The sequence below is a fragment of the Streptomyces sp. NPDC007025 genome, assembly GCF_042869455.1.
Lineage (GTDB): Bacteria > Actinomycetota > Actinomycetes > Streptomycetales > Streptomycetaceae > Streptomyces.
The window spans coordinates 410,709-426,018 of the sequence record NZ_JBIAFT010000005.1; the positions used below are offsets into that span (position 1 = coordinate 410,709).

At 66.7% G+C, this 15,310-nt stretch carries 13 protein-coding genes and 1 tRNA gene; 6 read left to right on the plus strand and 8 right to left on the minus strand.

Annotated elements, in window-relative coordinates; genetic code table 11:
- Positions 1–71: 71 nt before the first annotated feature.
- Both putP and ACFYMO_RS12880 read right to left on the minus strand, forming a co-directional pair.
- The gene (putP, locus tag ACFYMO_RS12875; RefSeq protein WP_366773289.1) at positions 72–1,871 is read right to left on the minus strand and encodes a sodium/proline symporter PutP; all 1,800 of its coding nucleotides are present in this window, start codon (positions 1,869–1,871) and stop codon (positions 72–74) included.
- A gap of 610 nt (positions 1,872–2,481) precedes the next feature.
- A complete protein-coding gene (locus tag ACFYMO_RS12880) occupies positions 2,482–3,114 on the minus strand; it encodes a TetR/AcrR family transcriptional regulator (protein ID WP_366773288.1) in 633 nt (210 codons plus the stop codon).
- A 235-nt stretch (positions 3,115–3,349) separates the two neighbouring features.
- Between ACFYMO_RS12880 and ACFYMO_RS12885 the strand changes: the two genes are divergently transcribed.
- The 5 genes from ACFYMO_RS12885 (at position 3,350) to ACFYMO_RS12905 (ending at position 8,975) form a co-directional block, all read left to right on the plus strand.
- Entirely contained in the window at positions 3,350–4,747 is a 1,398-nt protein-coding gene (locus ACFYMO_RS12885; protein ID WP_388546071.1) for an MFS transporter, read from the plus strand.
- The gene (locus ACFYMO_RS12890; RefSeq protein WP_388546074.1) at positions 4,744–6,024 is read left to right on the plus strand and encodes an FAD-dependent oxidoreductase; all 1,281 of its coding nucleotides are present in this window, start codon (positions 4,744–4,746) and stop codon (positions 6,022–6,024) included. Before ACFYMO_RS12885 ends, ACFYMO_RS12890 begins: the two co-directional genes overlap by 4 nt.
- Positions 6,025–6,544: 520 nt before the next feature.
- Positions 6,545–7,042 (plus strand): hypothetical protein, encoded by a 498-nt coding sequence (locus tag ACFYMO_RS12895; protein WP_366773285.1) that lies wholly within the window; start codon positions 6,545–6,547, stop codon positions 7,040–7,042.
- A 6-nt stretch (positions 7,043–7,048) separates the two neighbouring features.
- Positions 7,049–8,458, plus strand: coding sequence for an alpha/beta hydrolase (locus ACFYMO_RS12900; protein WP_366773284.1), 1,410 nt, complete (start codon positions 7,049–7,051; stop codon positions 8,456–8,458).
- Positions 8,459–8,771: 313 nt separating this feature from the next.
- Complete coding sequence (locus tag ACFYMO_RS12905; protein WP_388546078.1) at positions 8,772–8,975, plus strand: hypothetical protein; 204 nt, start codon at positions 8,772–8,774, stop codon at positions 8,973–8,975.
- 842 nt (positions 8,976–9,817) lie between these two features.
- Here ACFYMO_RS12905 and ACFYMO_RS12910 read toward each other — a convergent pair.
- On the minus strand, positions 9,818–10,198 hold the full coding sequence (locus tag ACFYMO_RS12910) for a hypothetical protein (protein ID WP_388546081.1): 381 nt from the start codon (positions 10,196–10,198) through the stop codon (positions 9,818–9,820).
- A 14-nt stretch (positions 10,199–10,212) separates the two neighbouring features.
- Positions 10,213–10,440: a hypothetical protein gene (locus ACFYMO_RS12915; protein ID WP_388546084.1), complete on the minus strand. Its 228-nt coding sequence runs from the start codon at positions 10,438–10,440 to the stop codon at positions 10,213–10,215.
- A 780-nt stretch (positions 10,441–11,220) separates the two neighbouring features.
- Between ACFYMO_RS12915 and ACFYMO_RS12920 the strand changes: the two genes are divergently transcribed.
- Positions 11,221–11,979, plus strand: coding sequence for a GntR family transcriptional regulator (locus ACFYMO_RS12920; protein WP_366773280.1), 759 nt, complete (start codon positions 11,221–11,223; stop codon positions 11,977–11,979).
- A 1,206-nt stretch (positions 11,980–13,185) separates the two neighbouring features.
- Here ACFYMO_RS12920 and ACFYMO_RS12925 read toward each other — a convergent pair.
- From ACFYMO_RS12925 to ACFYMO_RS12940, 4 genes are all read right to left on the minus strand, one after another.
- Positions 13,186–13,479, minus strand: a complete 294-nt coding sequence (locus ACFYMO_RS12925) for a hypothetical protein (protein WP_366773279.1) — start codon at positions 13,477–13,479, stop codon at positions 13,186–13,188.
- 511 nt (positions 13,480–13,990) lie between these two features.
- Positions 13,991–14,077: transfer RNA gene (locus ACFYMO_RS12930), tRNA-Ser, on the minus strand.
- 10 nt (positions 14,078–14,087) lie between these two features.
- Positions 14,088–14,717, minus strand: coding sequence for a tRNA adenosine(34) deaminase TadA (gene tadA / locus ACFYMO_RS12935; protein WP_388546088.1), 630 nt, complete (start codon positions 14,715–14,717; stop codon positions 14,088–14,090).
- A 31-nt stretch (positions 14,718–14,748) separates the two neighbouring features.
- Positions 14,749–15,300 (minus strand): hypothetical protein, encoded by a 552-nt coding sequence (locus ACFYMO_RS12940; protein WP_366773278.1) that lies wholly within the window; start codon positions 15,298–15,300, stop codon positions 14,749–14,751.
- Positions 15,301–15,310: the final 10 nt, after the last annotated feature.

The window sequence follows — 15,310 nt, forward strand, 5'->3', positions numbered from 1 at the left end:
CTGCCCGGGCGCGCCGTCGGCGGCACGCTCACGGGCCGCCCGTCAGGGCCGGGACCGCCCCCGCTGCCGGGTCACCTCCCGGAGCCGTCGGCGGGCGGCCCGGGGTACGGGCTGCCGCCGCCGTCCGCGGGCGGTGCGGGCCAGGACGAGGGATACGACGTGGGATATGCGGGATACGAAGGCGGCTGAGGAGAACCCGGATGCGAGGCCCCTTGCTGCGGGCGCTGCGGCCGACGCTGCTCCTGGCTCTGCCATCCGCCCTGGCCCTGCCACGCGCCTTGGCCCTGCCGCTGTTCCCGGCCCTGCGGCTGACCCGGGACCTGCCCCGCCACCTGCTGCTCGTCGGGGTGCCGCGGCTCGGTGCCCAGCGGCTCCTCCGCCACCCTCGACCAGTCGAGCGCGGGTGGGCGACCGACGAACGTGCCGAAGAACAGGGCCGCCGCGGTGGCGGCGAGCACGCCGGGCACCATCTCGTAGATGCCGGTCTGCAGCGGCCCGAGGAGCGGGTCGATCTGCTTCCACAGCAGCACCGTCAGGGCTCCGGTGAGCATGCCCGCCTTCGCACCGGCCGCCGTCATCCGCGGCCAGAACAGCGACAGGAGGATGACCGGACCGAAGGCCGCGCCGAATCCCGCCCAGGCGTAGGCGACGATGTCGAGCACGGCACCGCCGCTCAACGCGATCACATAGGCCACCAGTGCCACGGCCACCACGCTCAGCCGTCCGATCAGCAGCAGCATCGTGTCCGAGATCTGGGCCCGCCGTCGGAAGAACGCCCGGTAGAGGTCCTCGGTGAGGGACGTGGCCGAGACCAGAAGCTGGCTGTCCACCGTGGACTTGATCGCGGCCAGCACCGCCACCAGCAGGACTCCCGCGAGCCAGGGGGACGTCAGCTGGGTGGACAGGGCGATGAAGACGGTCTCCGGGTTGTCGAGCGGCTTGTCGAGAGCGACGATCCCGGCGAGTCCGACGAGCGAGGCGCCGGTCAGGACGACGACCACCCACATGACGCCCAGTCGGCGGGCCAGCGGTATGTCCCGGGTACTGCGGATGCTCATGAAGCGGGTCAGGATGTGGGGCTGGCCGAAGTAGCCCAGGCCCCAGGCGAGCAGCGAGATCGTCGCGACGGCCCCGAGCGAGTGGCCCGATGTCCACTTCTTGTCGGCGAAGGACGCCTCGGCCAGTGGGTCGAGCAGTGCCGGGGTGGCGGCGGTGAGCCGGTCGTGCAGCGCGCCGAAGCCGCCGAGTTGCCACAGGGCGATAGCGGGGAGGGCGATCGCCGTGAGGAACATCAGTGTTCCCTGTATGGAGTGGCTGACGCTCAGGGCCCGGAATCCGCCGAGAATGGTGTAGATGACGATCACCACGGCGAAGACGGTGAGCCCCAACTCGAAGCCCGCGCCGAATATTTCGTCCGCCAGTAGCCCGCAGGCGACGAGTCCGCTGGCGACGTAGACGGTGAAGAACACGACGGTGACGACGGCCGACAGCAGCCGGATCACCCTGCTCCCGTCCTCGAACCGCTCCTCCAGATAGGACGGCAGGGTCACAGCCCCCACCCGCTCGGTGTAGATCCGCAAGCGGGGTGCGACGAAACGCCAGTTGAGATACGTGCCGACGATCAGTCCTGCGGCGATCCAGGTGGCGCCGATCCCGGCCATGTACACAGCGCCCGGCAGGCCCAGGAAGAGCCAGCCGGACATATCGGCGGCTCCGGCGGACAGCGCCGCCACCGGTGCGGTGAGCCGACGGCTGCCGACGGTGAAATCATCGAATGTGGTCGTTTCTTCGTGCGTCACAACACCGACCATGACCATCGCGATCAAGAAGACGCCAAAGGTGATCATGACGGGGACGGTCAGGGCGATCATGTATTACTCCCTGTGCTGCGGAGCGCCTTTGGTACATACCGCGTACGCGGTCACACTTTCGGGCCGGGGGGCTGGAGCTTAGGAAAACGGAGCGCTTTCTGGCGAGGGAATCCGGTGCCGCACCACTTGATCGGTTCCGGATCGTGATGCGCGCGCAGTTCCCGCGCCACCCGGGGCTGCCGGAACCGGCGAGTATCGGGTGACGAGAGGGAACACGCGCGCGCTTATCGGCACGAACCGCGCGGAATCCGACCCTCCGCACGGGGTTTCGCACGGATTTTCGTCGGAGTTCCGTGGCGTCTCGCCCGGTGTGGCGGTGGGTGCGCGCCGAACCCGAAACGTCGGCGAACTTCCGTGAACATCGACGGACACCGATAAACACCGGCGGACATCGGCAAGCGTCGCCGGAGAAGTCGATGGAGAAATCGTGAACATCATCGTCACGCGAAGATCGCGTTCATCGGTTCATCACGATCGATCTTCGCGGCGAACACGAGCGCACAGCGGGAAACGTCGCCGAACTCGAACCGAACTCGAATGAACACACCGGAGGGCATCGCGAAGAGCGGTCCCGGCGGCCGTAGGGCGGCGCCGTCCGGGTGCGGTATGCCTACCTGGTGCGGTATGCCCGCAAGAAGGTCCGCACTCCCTCGACGACGAGCGGTCGGACGCGGGCGTCCTCCGCCGCGTTCGCCGAACCGAGCCTGTCCAGTGCGACGCCGAAGGTCAGCGCGAGGAACTGGTCGGCTGCGAGCCGCGGGTCGGGGACGTCCAGCAGTCCGGCGTCCGCCAAGGCGGCGAACCGCTCGCCGATCGCCTCGTCGGGGGTGTCTGCCATGGGGTTGTAGCCCCGGTGCGGCAGGTGGCCGGACTCCGTCCGGACCAGCCGGAGCAGCGTCGCGTACTCTGCCGAGTCGAGCATCTCGGTCGCGATCTGCATCGAGAAGGCCACCAGGGCGTCCTCGAGGTCGGCCGTCCCGGTGCGGTCGGTGAGGGTGTCGTCCAGTGTGCTCCGGACCGTGGTGATCAGAGCCTGGCCGACGGTGTCGACGACCGCGTGCAGCAGCGTCTGCTTGTCGCCGAAGTAGTCGTAGACCGTCCGTTTGGAGACCCCGGCCCGTGCGGCGACCGCGTCGACGCTGGACCGGTCGAAGCCGTCGGCGAGGAACAGTTCCCGGGCCGCCGAGAGGATCGCGGCCCGCTTCTGCGCTGACCCCTCGCGCAGTGTCTTCGTGGTCGGCATGGGCACATCCTAGCGGTCTACACTGCACCGTGTAGTGTAGTTCTCGGATCGCGGCGCGTACTGCTCCTCCGCACCGCCCCGTGCACCGTCCTGCCCGGCGGAGCTGCGCCCACATCGGCCGACCCCCGCCATCGCTCTTCCGGGACCACCCACCGGGCGGCCCCGACGACGTATCCGGCCGCCGACGACGTATCCCGCCGCCGACAACGCGTCCGGCACCGACGGAAGGATCTCCATGACCATGACGACGGCTCCCCCGATCCGCATCGGCAAGCCCGCTGTCGCAGCCCTCGGCCTGCTGGCAGTCGCCTCCGGCGCTCTGGAGTCGGTGGTGACACCGACGCTGCCGCTCCTGCAGCGCGAGCTGGACATGAGCCCCGCCGAAGGGGCGTTACTCGGCATCATGCTGCTCATCACGGGCGCGCTCGTCACACCGGTCGCAGGCACGTTCGGCGACCGGTACGGCGGGAAGCGGGTCCTAGTCCGGCTGATGGCGGTGGTCGGCGTCGGAGGAATGGTGTCGTCGCTGGCGCCGAACCTGCCGGTGCTGCTGCTCGGCCAACTGCTGCAAGGAGCGATGGTCGGCGCGCTGCCGCTGTCGTTCATCCTGGTGCGCGCGCACCTCCCCGAGGGCGAGTCGAAGGTGGCCATCGGGGTGGTGAGCGGGCTGTTCGTGGCGGGCGGGATGGCGGGGACGCTGTCGGCCGGGCCCGTGGCGGAAGGGCTGTCCCGGCACTGGATGTTCGCACTGCCGACGTTCGCCGTCATCGGATCGACCCTGCTGGTGAACCGGCTGATGCCGCAGGATCCGCCGGTTCGGTCGGACGGGACGGGGATCGACTGGCCCGGCCTGGTCCTGCTGAGCGGGACGCTGATCACGCTCATGCTCGTGCTCCAGCTGGCGCCCGAAGCCGGCTCGCAGCCACTCGCGCTGGGGGCGCTCGTCGTGGTGCTGGCCGCCTTCGTGGCCGGATGGATCGCCGCCGAGCGCCGAGCCGCCTCACCGCTGGTCGACCTGCGCATGCTGGCGCGGCCCGCGGTGTGGAAGTCGTGTGTGCTGACGTTCATGATCTGCGTCGGCACCTCGGGGGCGCTCTACCTCGTCCCGCAGCTCTTCGACGTGCCCACCGACGCGTACGGGTTCGGGGCCGGCGCCACCGAGATCGGCTTCTTCCTGCTGCCCGGCACCGTGGCCGCGTCGGTGGCCGGGCCGCTCGGCGGGATGGGGGCGCGGCGGTTCGGCTCGCGTGCCGTGGTCACCGCCGGGATCGTCCTCATGGCCGGCTCGCTGCTCGTGCTGGCAGCCGTCCACACCGAGATCTGGCACCTCGTCGTCGCCAAGACGGCGATCGCGCTCGGCAGCGGCCTCTGCGTCACGGCGATGGTGACCAGCACCGCCACCTCCGTCGAGCACGGCGACACCGGCATCGCCACCAGCCTGGTCCTGGTCACCCGCGTGCTCGGCTACGCCGTGGGGATGCAGGCCTGCGGCGCGATCCTCACCGCCGGAACCCCCTCCGGCTCGCATGTCCCGGCCGAATCGGCCTTCGTCACCGGCTTCGTCCTCGCCGGCGCCGTCACGGCGCTGTCCCTCCTCGTCGCCCGCACCATGAGCAAGGGAGTCACCGAATGACCCGCACCGACCTGCCGAGCGGCACCGCACGTACGGGAGCTGCCGCATCGCGCCGCACCGCCCTGATATCCGGCGCGAGCATCGCCGGGCCCGCCCTCGCCTACTGGCTCAACCGCGGTGGATTCGCGGTGACGGTCGTCGAGAAGGCGAGCGCGCTGCGCGGCGGCGGCTACCCGATCGACGTGCGGGGCACCGCGCTCGAGGTCGTGCGGCGGATGGGAATCCTGCCGCGGCTGCGGGACGCGCACATCGACCTGCGCCGGCTGGCCTTCCTCGACGGGGACGGCGGCGAAGTGGCGGCGATCCACCCGCACACCGTCACCGGCGGTGTCGAGGGACGCGATCTGGAGGTGCCGCGCGGGGACTTGGTCGGCGCCCTCCACGCGGCGGTCCGCGACGACGTGGAGTTCGTGTTCGACGACTCCGTCGACACCCTCGACCAGTCCGACCACGGCGTCGACGTCACCTTCCGCAGCGGCGACACACGTATGTTCGACCTCGTCTTCGGCGCCGACGGGCTGCACTCCCACACCCGCGAGTTCCTCTTCGGCCCCGAGGAGCAGTTCCACCGCTACCTCGGCTACTGCTTCGCCGGGTTCACCATGCGCAACCCTCTCGGGCTCTCCCGCGAGGCCCTGATCTGGAACACCCCGGGCCGGGCCGCGGTCCTGTACGCGGTCGGGGACGGCGCTGCGGAGGGCGGCTCCGCGGGGAACGGCTCCGCCGCGGGCGGCGGCGACGGGGTGCACGCCTTCCTGAACTTCGCCCACCCGGAACCGCCGTTCGAGGCGTTCCGGAACCCGCGGGCCCAACGCGACCTGGTCGCGGACGTGTTCGCCGACGCGGGCTGGGAGGTCCCGGGCATGCTCGCCGCACTGCACGACGCGGACGACCTCTTCTTCGACGCGGTCAGCCAGATCCGCCTGCCCCGCTGGTCCAGCGGCAGAGTCGCGCTGGTGGGCGACGCCGCGTACGCGCCCTCGTTCCTCACCGGACAAGGCACCAGCCTCGCCCTCGTCGGCGCGTACATGCTCGCCGCCGCCCTGGCCGACCAGGACCACACCGCGGGCTTCGCCGCATACGAGCAGCACACCCGCGAGTTCGTCACCGCCAACCAGGACCTGGTCGGCGAGGGCGACGCCGTACTCTTCCCGACCACCGCCCAGGCCCTGGCCCGGCGCAACGACATGCTGCGCAACCTCGACACCATGCCCCCCGCGGAGGGCCGACCGACCCACTCGGCCCTCACCCTGCCCGCTTTCCCGACCCCGAGCTGACCCCGGTCTCCACGACGAAGGGCCGGCCCCACGGAGAGTTGCCCCCTCAACCTTCTTCCCGACGTCCGTTCGGGCTGGTGAGGGGGCGGTGCGGGGTCGTTCAGGACACCGGTCGGTGGTCCGCGTCTACCTCGACGAATGGCCCCCGGAGGCTCACGAATGAGCCCCGTCGTGCGCTCCTGACAGACCACCATTCGAAGATTTCCATTGGCAGGATAGGAACTCCGCCCCTTCCGTCTGCCTGCGACAGCGTTGCTGGAAACGAAAGCCGATACCGCGCCACAGTGCTGTACCGCCTGTACCTGGTCAACAGGTCTTCCTCCCTCGCTCGCCGACGGGAAACCGGTGGCCAACTGTTCCCCACCGACGCAGAGCGCCTGATTGCACATACTCATCTTCGGCTCAAACAGCCCGAAGAACCGCCGACTGGACAGGTTCCGAACTATGGTTCTCATCGTCCTACGGGTGCCTTGCTTTCCGGCAGGTTCACTCAACCAGCGAGAGGGTACGGGGGCAACACGTGGTTGAGCGTTCGGCGATCTCCGATGTGGTCGGAGCATCCGACCCGCGTGCAATCGTCGATCCTGGCTCTTCGGCGATCAACGACTTATCCTCCCACCGCTCCGGGTCGGCGCGTTTGCAGCTGGCGAGCCACCTCCCGCAACAGTCGCACGGGACAGGTTCGGACGGACAGACCATTTCCGACCGGGCGACCTGGCGCAAAGCCGCGCACGATACCGATCAGCTCAAGCGCCCCCTCATCGGTGTCGGAATTCAAACGGCCGTCAACATGCTATTCGGTATAGACGGAGACGACGGGGACTTCGAGTGCGCCAGTATTATTACCGGTACCCTGCGGAATTCTTGGAATGAGTACGCCGCAAACCTCGCAGACCGCTGTGTTCGCCTTGCCGGCATCATGCAGAACGCGGGCACCATGCAGCACGACAACGATGAGGAACGCCGCAGCGAATTCGACCGGCTCGCACGCCGCTACCGCGATACCCCCGGGCGGTGAGAGAAGGTGAGATGGCAGACGCTTGCCAAGCTTGACACCGAAGACCTAGGCCGCGCCGCCGACTTCTACAAGAGCCTCTCTTCCGCCGGAGATCAGGGAAAGGAAAGGCTCAACAAAAATGTGGCTCCTGGAATTCGAGGCAAGCTTGAGGGGTGCGCCGCCGATGCTGCCCTGCGTCAAGTGGGCCGGTTGTCAGATAACTTCCACTACATGCAAGTGCAGACCGGACTGATACGCGCCAACATCGAGCTGCTGCAAGAGGTTCTCAGTAAAGCCCAGGTCAGGCTCAACCAGGCATTGCAAGAAGCTAAGAGAGAAGGTTTCACCGTCGAATTCGACGGCTCGGTCTCCCACTCCGCCGCCAGCTCGGGCGACGACGATGGAAACCAACCCGACGGCGGCACAGCCCACGGCGCCGACCCTGAGAAGAGCAGAGCCCTGGCCGTAGCCCAGGAAATCGCCGAGGCCGTCGGGCAAGCAACCGAAGCCGACAGAGTATACGCTCGCGTCCTGCGGCGTCTGAAAGCAGACGACGACCTATACGTCTCGTCCGGGGACTGGAACGACACTGCTGCCGACACCAAAGCTTCTCGAAAGGCCGCCGCCCAAAGCGGACCCTCCATTCCACCTCCTCCCGAGGGAGGTGATCCACAGGAGAACAAACAGTGGTGGAACCTCCTCAGCGACGAGAACAGGGAAAACTACCTCGCCCTCTATCCCGCAGAAATCGGCGTACTCGACGGACTGCCTGCTGACATACGCGACGAAGCCAATCGTGCCGAGATGGCCATGACCAAAGGCCGTTATGAGACCGAACTCGACCAGCTGGGAGCAGAAAAACCGCGCGGCTGGAGAGACCGCAGGGATCACATCAATGACACCCTAAAAGGCATCGAAGCCGTCGAGAGCTGCTTCGACCGAACCGGTGTTAAAGGACTCCCTGCTGCATACCTGCTCGGCTTCGACCCTAAAGGCCGCGGAGACGGGCGGATCATCCTGGCCAACGGAAACCCCGACACCGCCGATCACGGCTCCGCCGTTGTCGGTGAAGCCGCCAAGGGCCACCGACTCCCGGCCGACGACATCATGTTCCAGGGGTCTCCCGGCGTCCACGTACGCCGCGCGGGAGACCTCGGTGTCGGCGCCGACCATGTATGGGCCGTCGGCGCCGACAACACGGTCGATGACACCACGGTGCGCCAGGGAGGGCGCGCCTTCCACGGCGGCGGCCCGGACCGGGCTATACCCACCGACGAGCGCTTCGGAGGCAACGTCATGGACTATGGCCCATGGGGAGGAGCCACGGGCCATGGCAAGTACTGGGATGAGGAATCCGATGGCGACCCGACGGTCAGTCTGCGCAACATGTCCAAGGTAGTGGTTGGCGACTACATCAACGTCACGCTCGAAGAGTGACCGGTCAGCGGAAAGCTACCGTTACAGCCACCCTGCTGATCCTGATTTTGCTGAGGGGATGCTCGCTCATGGAAAGCACTGGCTCCGGACCGGTCGCCAAACCGTCGAAGGTGCGCAAGATCCTCGGATACACACCGGAGGTGCGCGCGGTGCCCCAAGCAGAGGATGAGGTCAACCGGATCTCGTCCCGACTGCTGGAGGCCATGGGCATCCCCGGCACCCCAAGTACCCTTCCCGCCGCCGCCGGACCGTGTGACGCCGTTGACCCGGAATCGACACCGCCATGGAGAACCTGCGCTCTCGACTTCCGGGTATGGGCTGGCGTATCACCAAGGACGGGCCCCAGAACAGCATGGCCCGCAATCCGGAGATCAAAGCGGTACACACCACATCCGGACATCGTGTGGCAATCGAGGCACTCAAGAAGCGCTCAGGCGACCTCAAGCCACAGATCAGCATTACCCTCGTCTCGCCTTGCTACGAAGCACCGGAAGGCAGCGACCCCTCCCGCTCTTGACAGGAGTGGCCCCAGACAGGCGCGATGAAGTTCCCGGCGACCCCCGCGACCCCGCCACGCCTGAGCCCGCCGCCTCACTCAGTCCTAAGTCGTTGCGAGCAGCCCAGTCGAAGGCCTCCTGTGGGTCCGCAGCACCTGGCGGCGCCCAAGCTGCGCGTATGGTTGCGATGAAACGTGCGACCTCAAGTCCGACCACTGCCCCAGCGCCGCCGGACCAACCCGGAGACAGCAGATGCCATGTCGCGGGCCGGTCGTCGAGCGGCAGGACTGTTCACAGCTTGTGGAGCCGTTTCGGGGCGCGAAGGTCCAGAATCGGCCGCCGCATGACGAACTCACACCGTCGCCACCGTGCTGCGGATTGCCCGGCGCACCCGAGTGAGCGGCCATGGGCCCCATGGGCTGGCTCCCAACCTCGATGGCCGCCCGGTATCAGCGCATGCTTGACACAGGGCATACGTGCATCGCCGAGCATGTCGATGGGCTGATCTGGGAGCGGTCACGGGGCACGCCGGACAACGATGGCCTGGGCGGAGCCCGCGTACCGGCCAACTGAGAACCGAACCGGGGCCCCACGACGAAGGGCCGGACCCCACCGGGGTCCGGCCCTCCATCGTTCCTGCTCAGAAGCGGTAGCGGTGGGATTTGAACCCACGGAGGAGTTGCCCCCTCACTCGCTTTCGAGGTCTGTTCGGGGCGGAGAGGAGGGTGTACGGGGTCGTTCAGGGCCGTTCGCTGGTGCTGCTCAGGAGCGGTGCTGGGGTGGTGGCGGACACCGATGAACGAGCCCGGACGGGGATGAATGAGACGGAAACTGAGACGGAGGCTGCTGGCATCGGTGCAGCTCAGCCGAAGGATTCGGCGGGGAGCTGAGGGCCGTCGCCGTCGTCCTGGTCGTCATCGACGGTGCCGCACATGATCTCGGTGCCCTCGTGGCCTGGCAGGCGTGCACCCCTGCTGTCGGCGACGCGGAGGGCGTTGCTGAGGGCGACGGCTGCGGCTTCCAGCACGTGGAATGCTTCTTCCTTCTCTTCCTCGACCGCCAGAGCTTCGAGCGCCTGCACGGCCCGCTTGAGGGCGTCACCACCCATAGTGAGGTGGGCCTCTTCCATCTCGTCGGCGTACAGCGCCAGGCCGGAGTTGGCGTTGCCGTTGAGATAGCAGGGTTTCCCGGTCTCCGTTGTCCAGGGCAGGAGCCGGAGCTCGGATGAGGGCACAGGAGTCATGTCTCGGTCGTAGATCAGCATTGGGGGCCCTCCCAGCCCGCTACGGTGCGCAGGACGACCAGGGCCGTCCGGGGGGTGATGGTGAGTACGTCGCCGCTCCTGAACGCGATGCGCTTCGCGCCGCCGGCGACGTGGTGGAGATCGAATACGGCCATCGGCTGACCGCCTATGTGGATGACGTCCCCTCGTCGGAGCGATCCGCCGTCGACCATGACAGCCACCTGCTGCTCATTCCGCGCCATGACCAGTCCTCTCCCTGGCCGGGAAGCTGGGCCGCCCCCGATGGCACGGGCAGTCACACGGTTCGAAGAACACGCCCCTGTGCGGAGGCGGCTGCTTAGGGTTCCCGTGACGGCATTCGTGGTGCCGACCGAGCCCGCACGCGGGAGAGCGGTAGCTCACGGTCGCTCACCGCCGAGCGGAAGCGGAGAGAGCGTGGCCCCCCGCATGCGAGCTTCGTGCGCCAGGACGTACGGACGTACGAGCGCGCCGTCGTCGAAGACCGGGGTGAGGGGTGGCCGCCAGTGAGAAGAGCGGGGGCGGCACGGGAGTGCGGACGGGGGCGCCCAGGGGGCGTCGTCCTGGTGGGACCGGCCTGTGGGGTCGAAGGACCGACACAGAAGCCGGCCGAATGCTCGGCGAAGGCAGTCGCGCATAATTGCAGCTCCTTATGGCTGCGGATCCGCTCGCTGCGCCGGAGGCGCAGGGGGACCCTCGTTGACGACGAGGGCCCACGCGACGGCTGCATGGCCGTCGGTGTGGAGCCCGAACTGGTCGCCTTGCTCCAGCGCAGCCAGGAGAGCCAGCCAGGTTGCCGAGGTCGGCGCGCTGGGAGGCGTTACCTCGATCCGAACGCACTCACGATCGCGCTTGAGGTGTGGTTCGAGCCCGAGGGCGGAGAGACGTGCCGCGATCGAACGGACTCGAACAATGGATTGAGGCACGGCGATCCTCCGCCACGAGTCAGTCACGTGGAGTAAAGCTAGTTAACTAGGTTAGAGCTAGTGGACTAGATTTTCCACATGCCTGAGCAGCCGCCCTACCTCCGCATCGCCGACCTGTTCCGGCAGCGCATCGCTGACGGCAACTGGGCACCCGGCGACCGGCTCCCGTCCCGCTCCGCTCTGGGCGCCGAGTACGGCGTCGGTGACAACGTCATCCGCAGAGCTCAGGAGCTGTTGATCTCTCAGGGGCTGTTGGAGGGTCGTGCGGGCTCGGGCACGTACGTCTCGGAGCCTCGCCGGCGCATGCGCATGGTGCGCTCGCTCAGTCGGGAGCGTCGGGGCGGGTCACCGTTCCGCGCGGACATGGCCGCGCTCGGCCGCAGCGGCTCATGGGAGCATCAGACGGATGCGAAGGTGCCAGCGCCGCCGGATATCGCGGCCCGTCTCGGCATCGCCGAGGGTGACCTGTGCGTCCGTACGCGGTATGAGTTCCTGTCGGACAGCAAGCCGGTACAGCTCTCGACCAGTTGGGAACCATACGCCCTGACGGGCGGGACAATCATCGTCCTACCGGAAGGCGGGCCATACGCTGGCCGCGGAGTTGTCGAGCGCATGGCTGCGATCGATGTCGAGATCAGCCGGGCAATTGAGCAGCCGGATCCGGGACAGGCGACGGTAGCGGAAGCCCAACTCCTCGGTATCCAACGTGGTGCGCTTGTAACGCGTATCGAGCGCACGTACTACGACCACGAAGGACTTCCAGTCGAAACTGCCGACATCGTGGTACCCGCTGCGGAAGTCGAGATCGTCTACGAGGTGCAGGTCGCTTTTGAGTAGTGACCCCGTACGGGCCGCGAATTATTTCGAGCCCCAAACGACCTTGTCAAGAACGTTACGTACAGAGCTAGTCACCGTCTCTGAGGCGCCCAAGGCCGCGAGTACGCCCATTGGGGTGAGGAATTTTCGAATGTCATCCGCCGACGACTCGAACCCTGGGACCATTGGTAGTAATGCGGCAGTGCCAAGGAGCAGGCCGGACGGCCAAAGTCGGGCGAATATGCGAAGTGCTATGGGACTCTGAGTGATGCTGGGGGAATTCTCCAGGAGGGAGTCCCAGTCGTCAATGGCCGCTGCGGTAAGTCCGTCGCGTAGAGAGTCGAGAATTCTCTCGTACTCCGCCTGATTCCCTGCCTTCGAGAGCGCACGCGAGTGTTCGCGTAGGACTTCTGCGATCCTTCTGTTTTCCAGGCGAATCTCGGCGCGGAAGGATCGGTCCGTCCAAACCTCGGTACGTCTTAATCGAACGCGAGTGAGTTTCATGTTCCGCGCCGCAAAGTCGATGCGAAACATTACTCTTCTGCACTCTCTATTATCCCACCACGTTTGTCTAACTGTGTGGGCCTGGCCGGTAATCTCAATGAGGAACTTCAAGAGAAGGTCCGAGCGGCGAGCTCTGGGGCCCGCGAAATTATTGCGCTCATACCGTCGCATAGCTACCAGGCAATTAATAGTGACGAGTACTGTGATTGCCAGTGCCGTGTTCGCCAGGCCTGAATAATTTTCCCAAAAGCCTGCCCCGGCGTGATCGGCGATCACCACGAAAGAGGCATAGCCCAGATAGGTGACAGACAGTAGTCCAAAGGAAATATTTCGATAGAAAGTGCTGCTATGCCACTGGTCGCGACGCCAGGCCCGCATGTACGAGGCCTGAATTTGTCGCTTTTCGGATTCGGATAGCGGCGAGATGGCGTCGATGAATTTCCATATTCGACGCCTTTCCGCCGGAGCTCGGAGTCTCATGTCGTGCAGGAATGTTTCATGTACGACGTCCCTGTAGCGAACCCGCTGCATCAGTATCCCTCTGTGGGGGGAATTCGTCACTCGACGTGCATGGCAACCGGACCGTCCATCGCCTATCTGGAAATCCCGGGAAGGTGTGCGTTTACTTCGTAGGCCTCGGTTGTAAAATTGGGCAGATCACTGACCCTGACGCCAGTCAGCCCCATTTCCATTCTGATGGTAAAAGACTTCTGTGCTCCTTAGTTACGTTCGATGGAGAATTGACTCTGCTTCGGCCATGAGTTCACTCTCGTGAGATCGAGCTAGTTGAAGAGCTTCTTCCAGGGAGATATTGGTCTCCGATTCGCCAATGCAGTATTCATGCTGCCATCCCTGGATCAGACGGTTGCCGCACGTTTCGGCGCCCCCTGCGAGATTGCGCATCGTCTCAGGCCCCTCGAACTTGACTGTTAGAGCCTTGAGGCGCAAATCGGCAAGTGCCTCGTCCATCTCAGGCGTGACGTATTCGTCGGCGGATTCTTCCAGGCCCTTCGCCATGGGGGTGTTTTGGAAGATCTCCAGGAGTCGCCGGAACGCTGTTATCAAGTTGACATATGCGTCCCCACGGATTTTGCGCCGCCATTGATCCCGCTCAATATGGATATTGCGGGTTGTTTGATGGCTAGTTATAACCCAACCTGCAGCACTTGTTACCAGGGCGACGCAAGAGGTTATTAAGGATGCTACAAGTACGGGTTCCAAGATAGGGGATCTCCTATTCTGTGATAGGCGTGCTGATCCTATCCATGTTGCCCCCGAGGGGGCGCCACCATGCCAAGCCCGCCCGAAGCGGTCGGATGCGTTCCGTTAGTCCAAGAGAGTTCGCGACGCCAGAAACGAGGCTGTCGGGTCATGCTGTGTCGGACAACGGGAGGCCTCTGACATAGCGTGGTGCGAGATCTAGACCGGAGCACCGGGTGCCGAGTCAACTGAGACGTGAACTGAGACGGAGCACGATGGAGGGCCGGACCCTGCTGGGGTCCGGCCCTCCATCGTTCCTGCTCAGAAGCGGTAGCGGTGGGATTTGAACCCACGGAGGAGTTGCCCCCTCACTCGCTTTCGAGGCGAGCTCCTTCGGCCGCTCGGACACGCTACCGAGAGGAACTCTAGCCCACTGAGGGCCCGGGGTCGAAATCGGTATCCGGGGTGGTGCCCTGTGCCGTGGGGGGTGTGGGGCCGGTGGGGCGGAAAAAGCTGGTGAGGAGGGTGGCGCACTCGGTGGCCAGGACGCCGTTGACGACCTCGGGGCGGTGGTTGAGGCGGCGGTCGCGCAGGGCGTCCCACAGGGAGCCCGCGGCGCCGGCCTTCGCGTCCGGGGCGCCGTAGACGACGCGGTCGACGCGGGAGAGCACGGCCGCGCCCGCGCACATCGTGCACGGCTCCAGGGTGACGACGAGGGTGCAGCCGGTCAGTCGCCAGTCGCGGCCGCCGCGGGCCCGGGCGGCGGCGCGGAGGGCGAGCAGCTCGGCGTGGGCGGTGGGGTCCCCGTCCGCCTCGCGGGCGTTGTGCCCCCGGCCCAGTACGGTGCCGTCCGGCCCGAGCACGACGGCGCCGACCGGCACGTCCCCGGTCCCGGGTGCCCGTGCGGCTTCCGCGAGCGCGAGCCGCATGGGTGCGCGCCAGGGATCGCGTACGGGGTCGCCGGGAGTGGCCCCCGGCCCGGAGGCGGTGTCCGGGCTGGGGGCGGGGGACGCGGCGGTCGGCCGGTCGCCGGGTGCGGGGGTCGCGGGGGTCATGGTGCCAGTGTGGCGCCTGCTGTGCTCCGGCTCAGCGGACGGCCTCCAGTACATCCGTGCAGCCGAGCGCGTCGGCGACCTCGCTCAGTGCGTCCTCGGGGGAGAGGGTGAGCAGCACCTTCTCCGTCATGCCGAGGTCGCTGAGGAGGTCCGCGTCGCCCAGCGGTCCCGCCGGTGCGCCCTCCACGTCGGCTGCCGCGGCGCGTTCGGCCGTCCCGTCGTCGTCCTCGCTGCCTTCCGGCTCCCCGTCCTCCGTGCCGTCCAGGTCCACGAGTTGGTCGAGGGCCGACGGATCCTCCGGTTGGCGGCCGAGCAGCTCGTCCGACAGCAGTATCTCGCCGTATGAGCTGCGCATCGCCGCCGCGGCGTCCGAGACGAACACCCGCGGGTCGTCCTCGCCGTCCACGCGGACGACGCCGAACCACATGCCGTCCTGCTCGATGCAGACCAGTACCGTCTCGTCGTCTGTCGTGGCCTCGCGGGCCAGGTCGGCCAAGTCGGCCAGGGTCTCCACATCGTCCAGCTCCGTGTCGCTCGCTTCCCACCCGTCTTCGGTGCGCGCGAGCAGTGCGGCGAAATACACCGTGACTCTC

Excerpts from the sequence above, each read along its gene's own strand:
- tadA (WP_388546088.1), bottom strand. The coding sequence starts at position 14,717 with ATGACCCCCGCGACCCCCGCACCCGGCGACCGGCCGACCGCCGCGTCC.
- ACFYMO_RS12885 (WP_388546071.1), top strand. The coding sequence starts at position 3,350 with ATGACCATGACGACGGCTCCCCCGATCCGCATCGGCAAGCCCGCTGTC.
- ACFYMO_RS12905 (WP_388546078.1), top strand. The coding sequence starts at position 8,772 with ATGGGCTGGCGTATCACCAAGGACGGGCCCCAGAACAGCATGGCCCGC.
- putP (WP_366773289.1), bottom strand. The coding sequence starts at position 1,871 with ATGATCGCCCTGACCGTCCCCGTCATGATCACCTTTGGCGTCTTCTTG.
- ACFYMO_RS12910 (WP_388546081.1), bottom strand. The coding sequence starts at position 10,198 with ATGACTCCTGTGCCCTCATCCGAGCTCCGGCTCCTGCCCTGGACAACG.
- ACFYMO_RS12880 (WP_366773288.1), bottom strand. The coding sequence starts at position 3,114 with ATGCCGACCACGAAGACACTGCGCGAGGGGTCAGCGCAGAAGCGGGCC.
- ACFYMO_RS12920 (WP_366773280.1), top strand. The coding sequence starts at position 11,221 with ATGCCTGAGCAGCCGCCCTACCTCCGCATCGCCGACCTGTTCCGGCAG.
- ACFYMO_RS12915 (WP_388546084.1), bottom strand. The coding sequence starts at position 10,440 with ATGGCGCGGAATGAGCAGCAGGTGGCTGTCATGGTCGACGGCGGATCG.
- ACFYMO_RS12925 (WP_366773279.1), bottom strand. The coding sequence starts at position 13,479 with ATGGCGAAGGGCCTGGAAGAATCCGCCGACGAATACGTCACGCCTGAG.
- ACFYMO_RS12890 (WP_388546074.1), top strand. The coding sequence starts at position 4,744 with ATGACCCGCACCGACCTGCCGAGCGGCACCGCACGTACGGGAGCTGCC.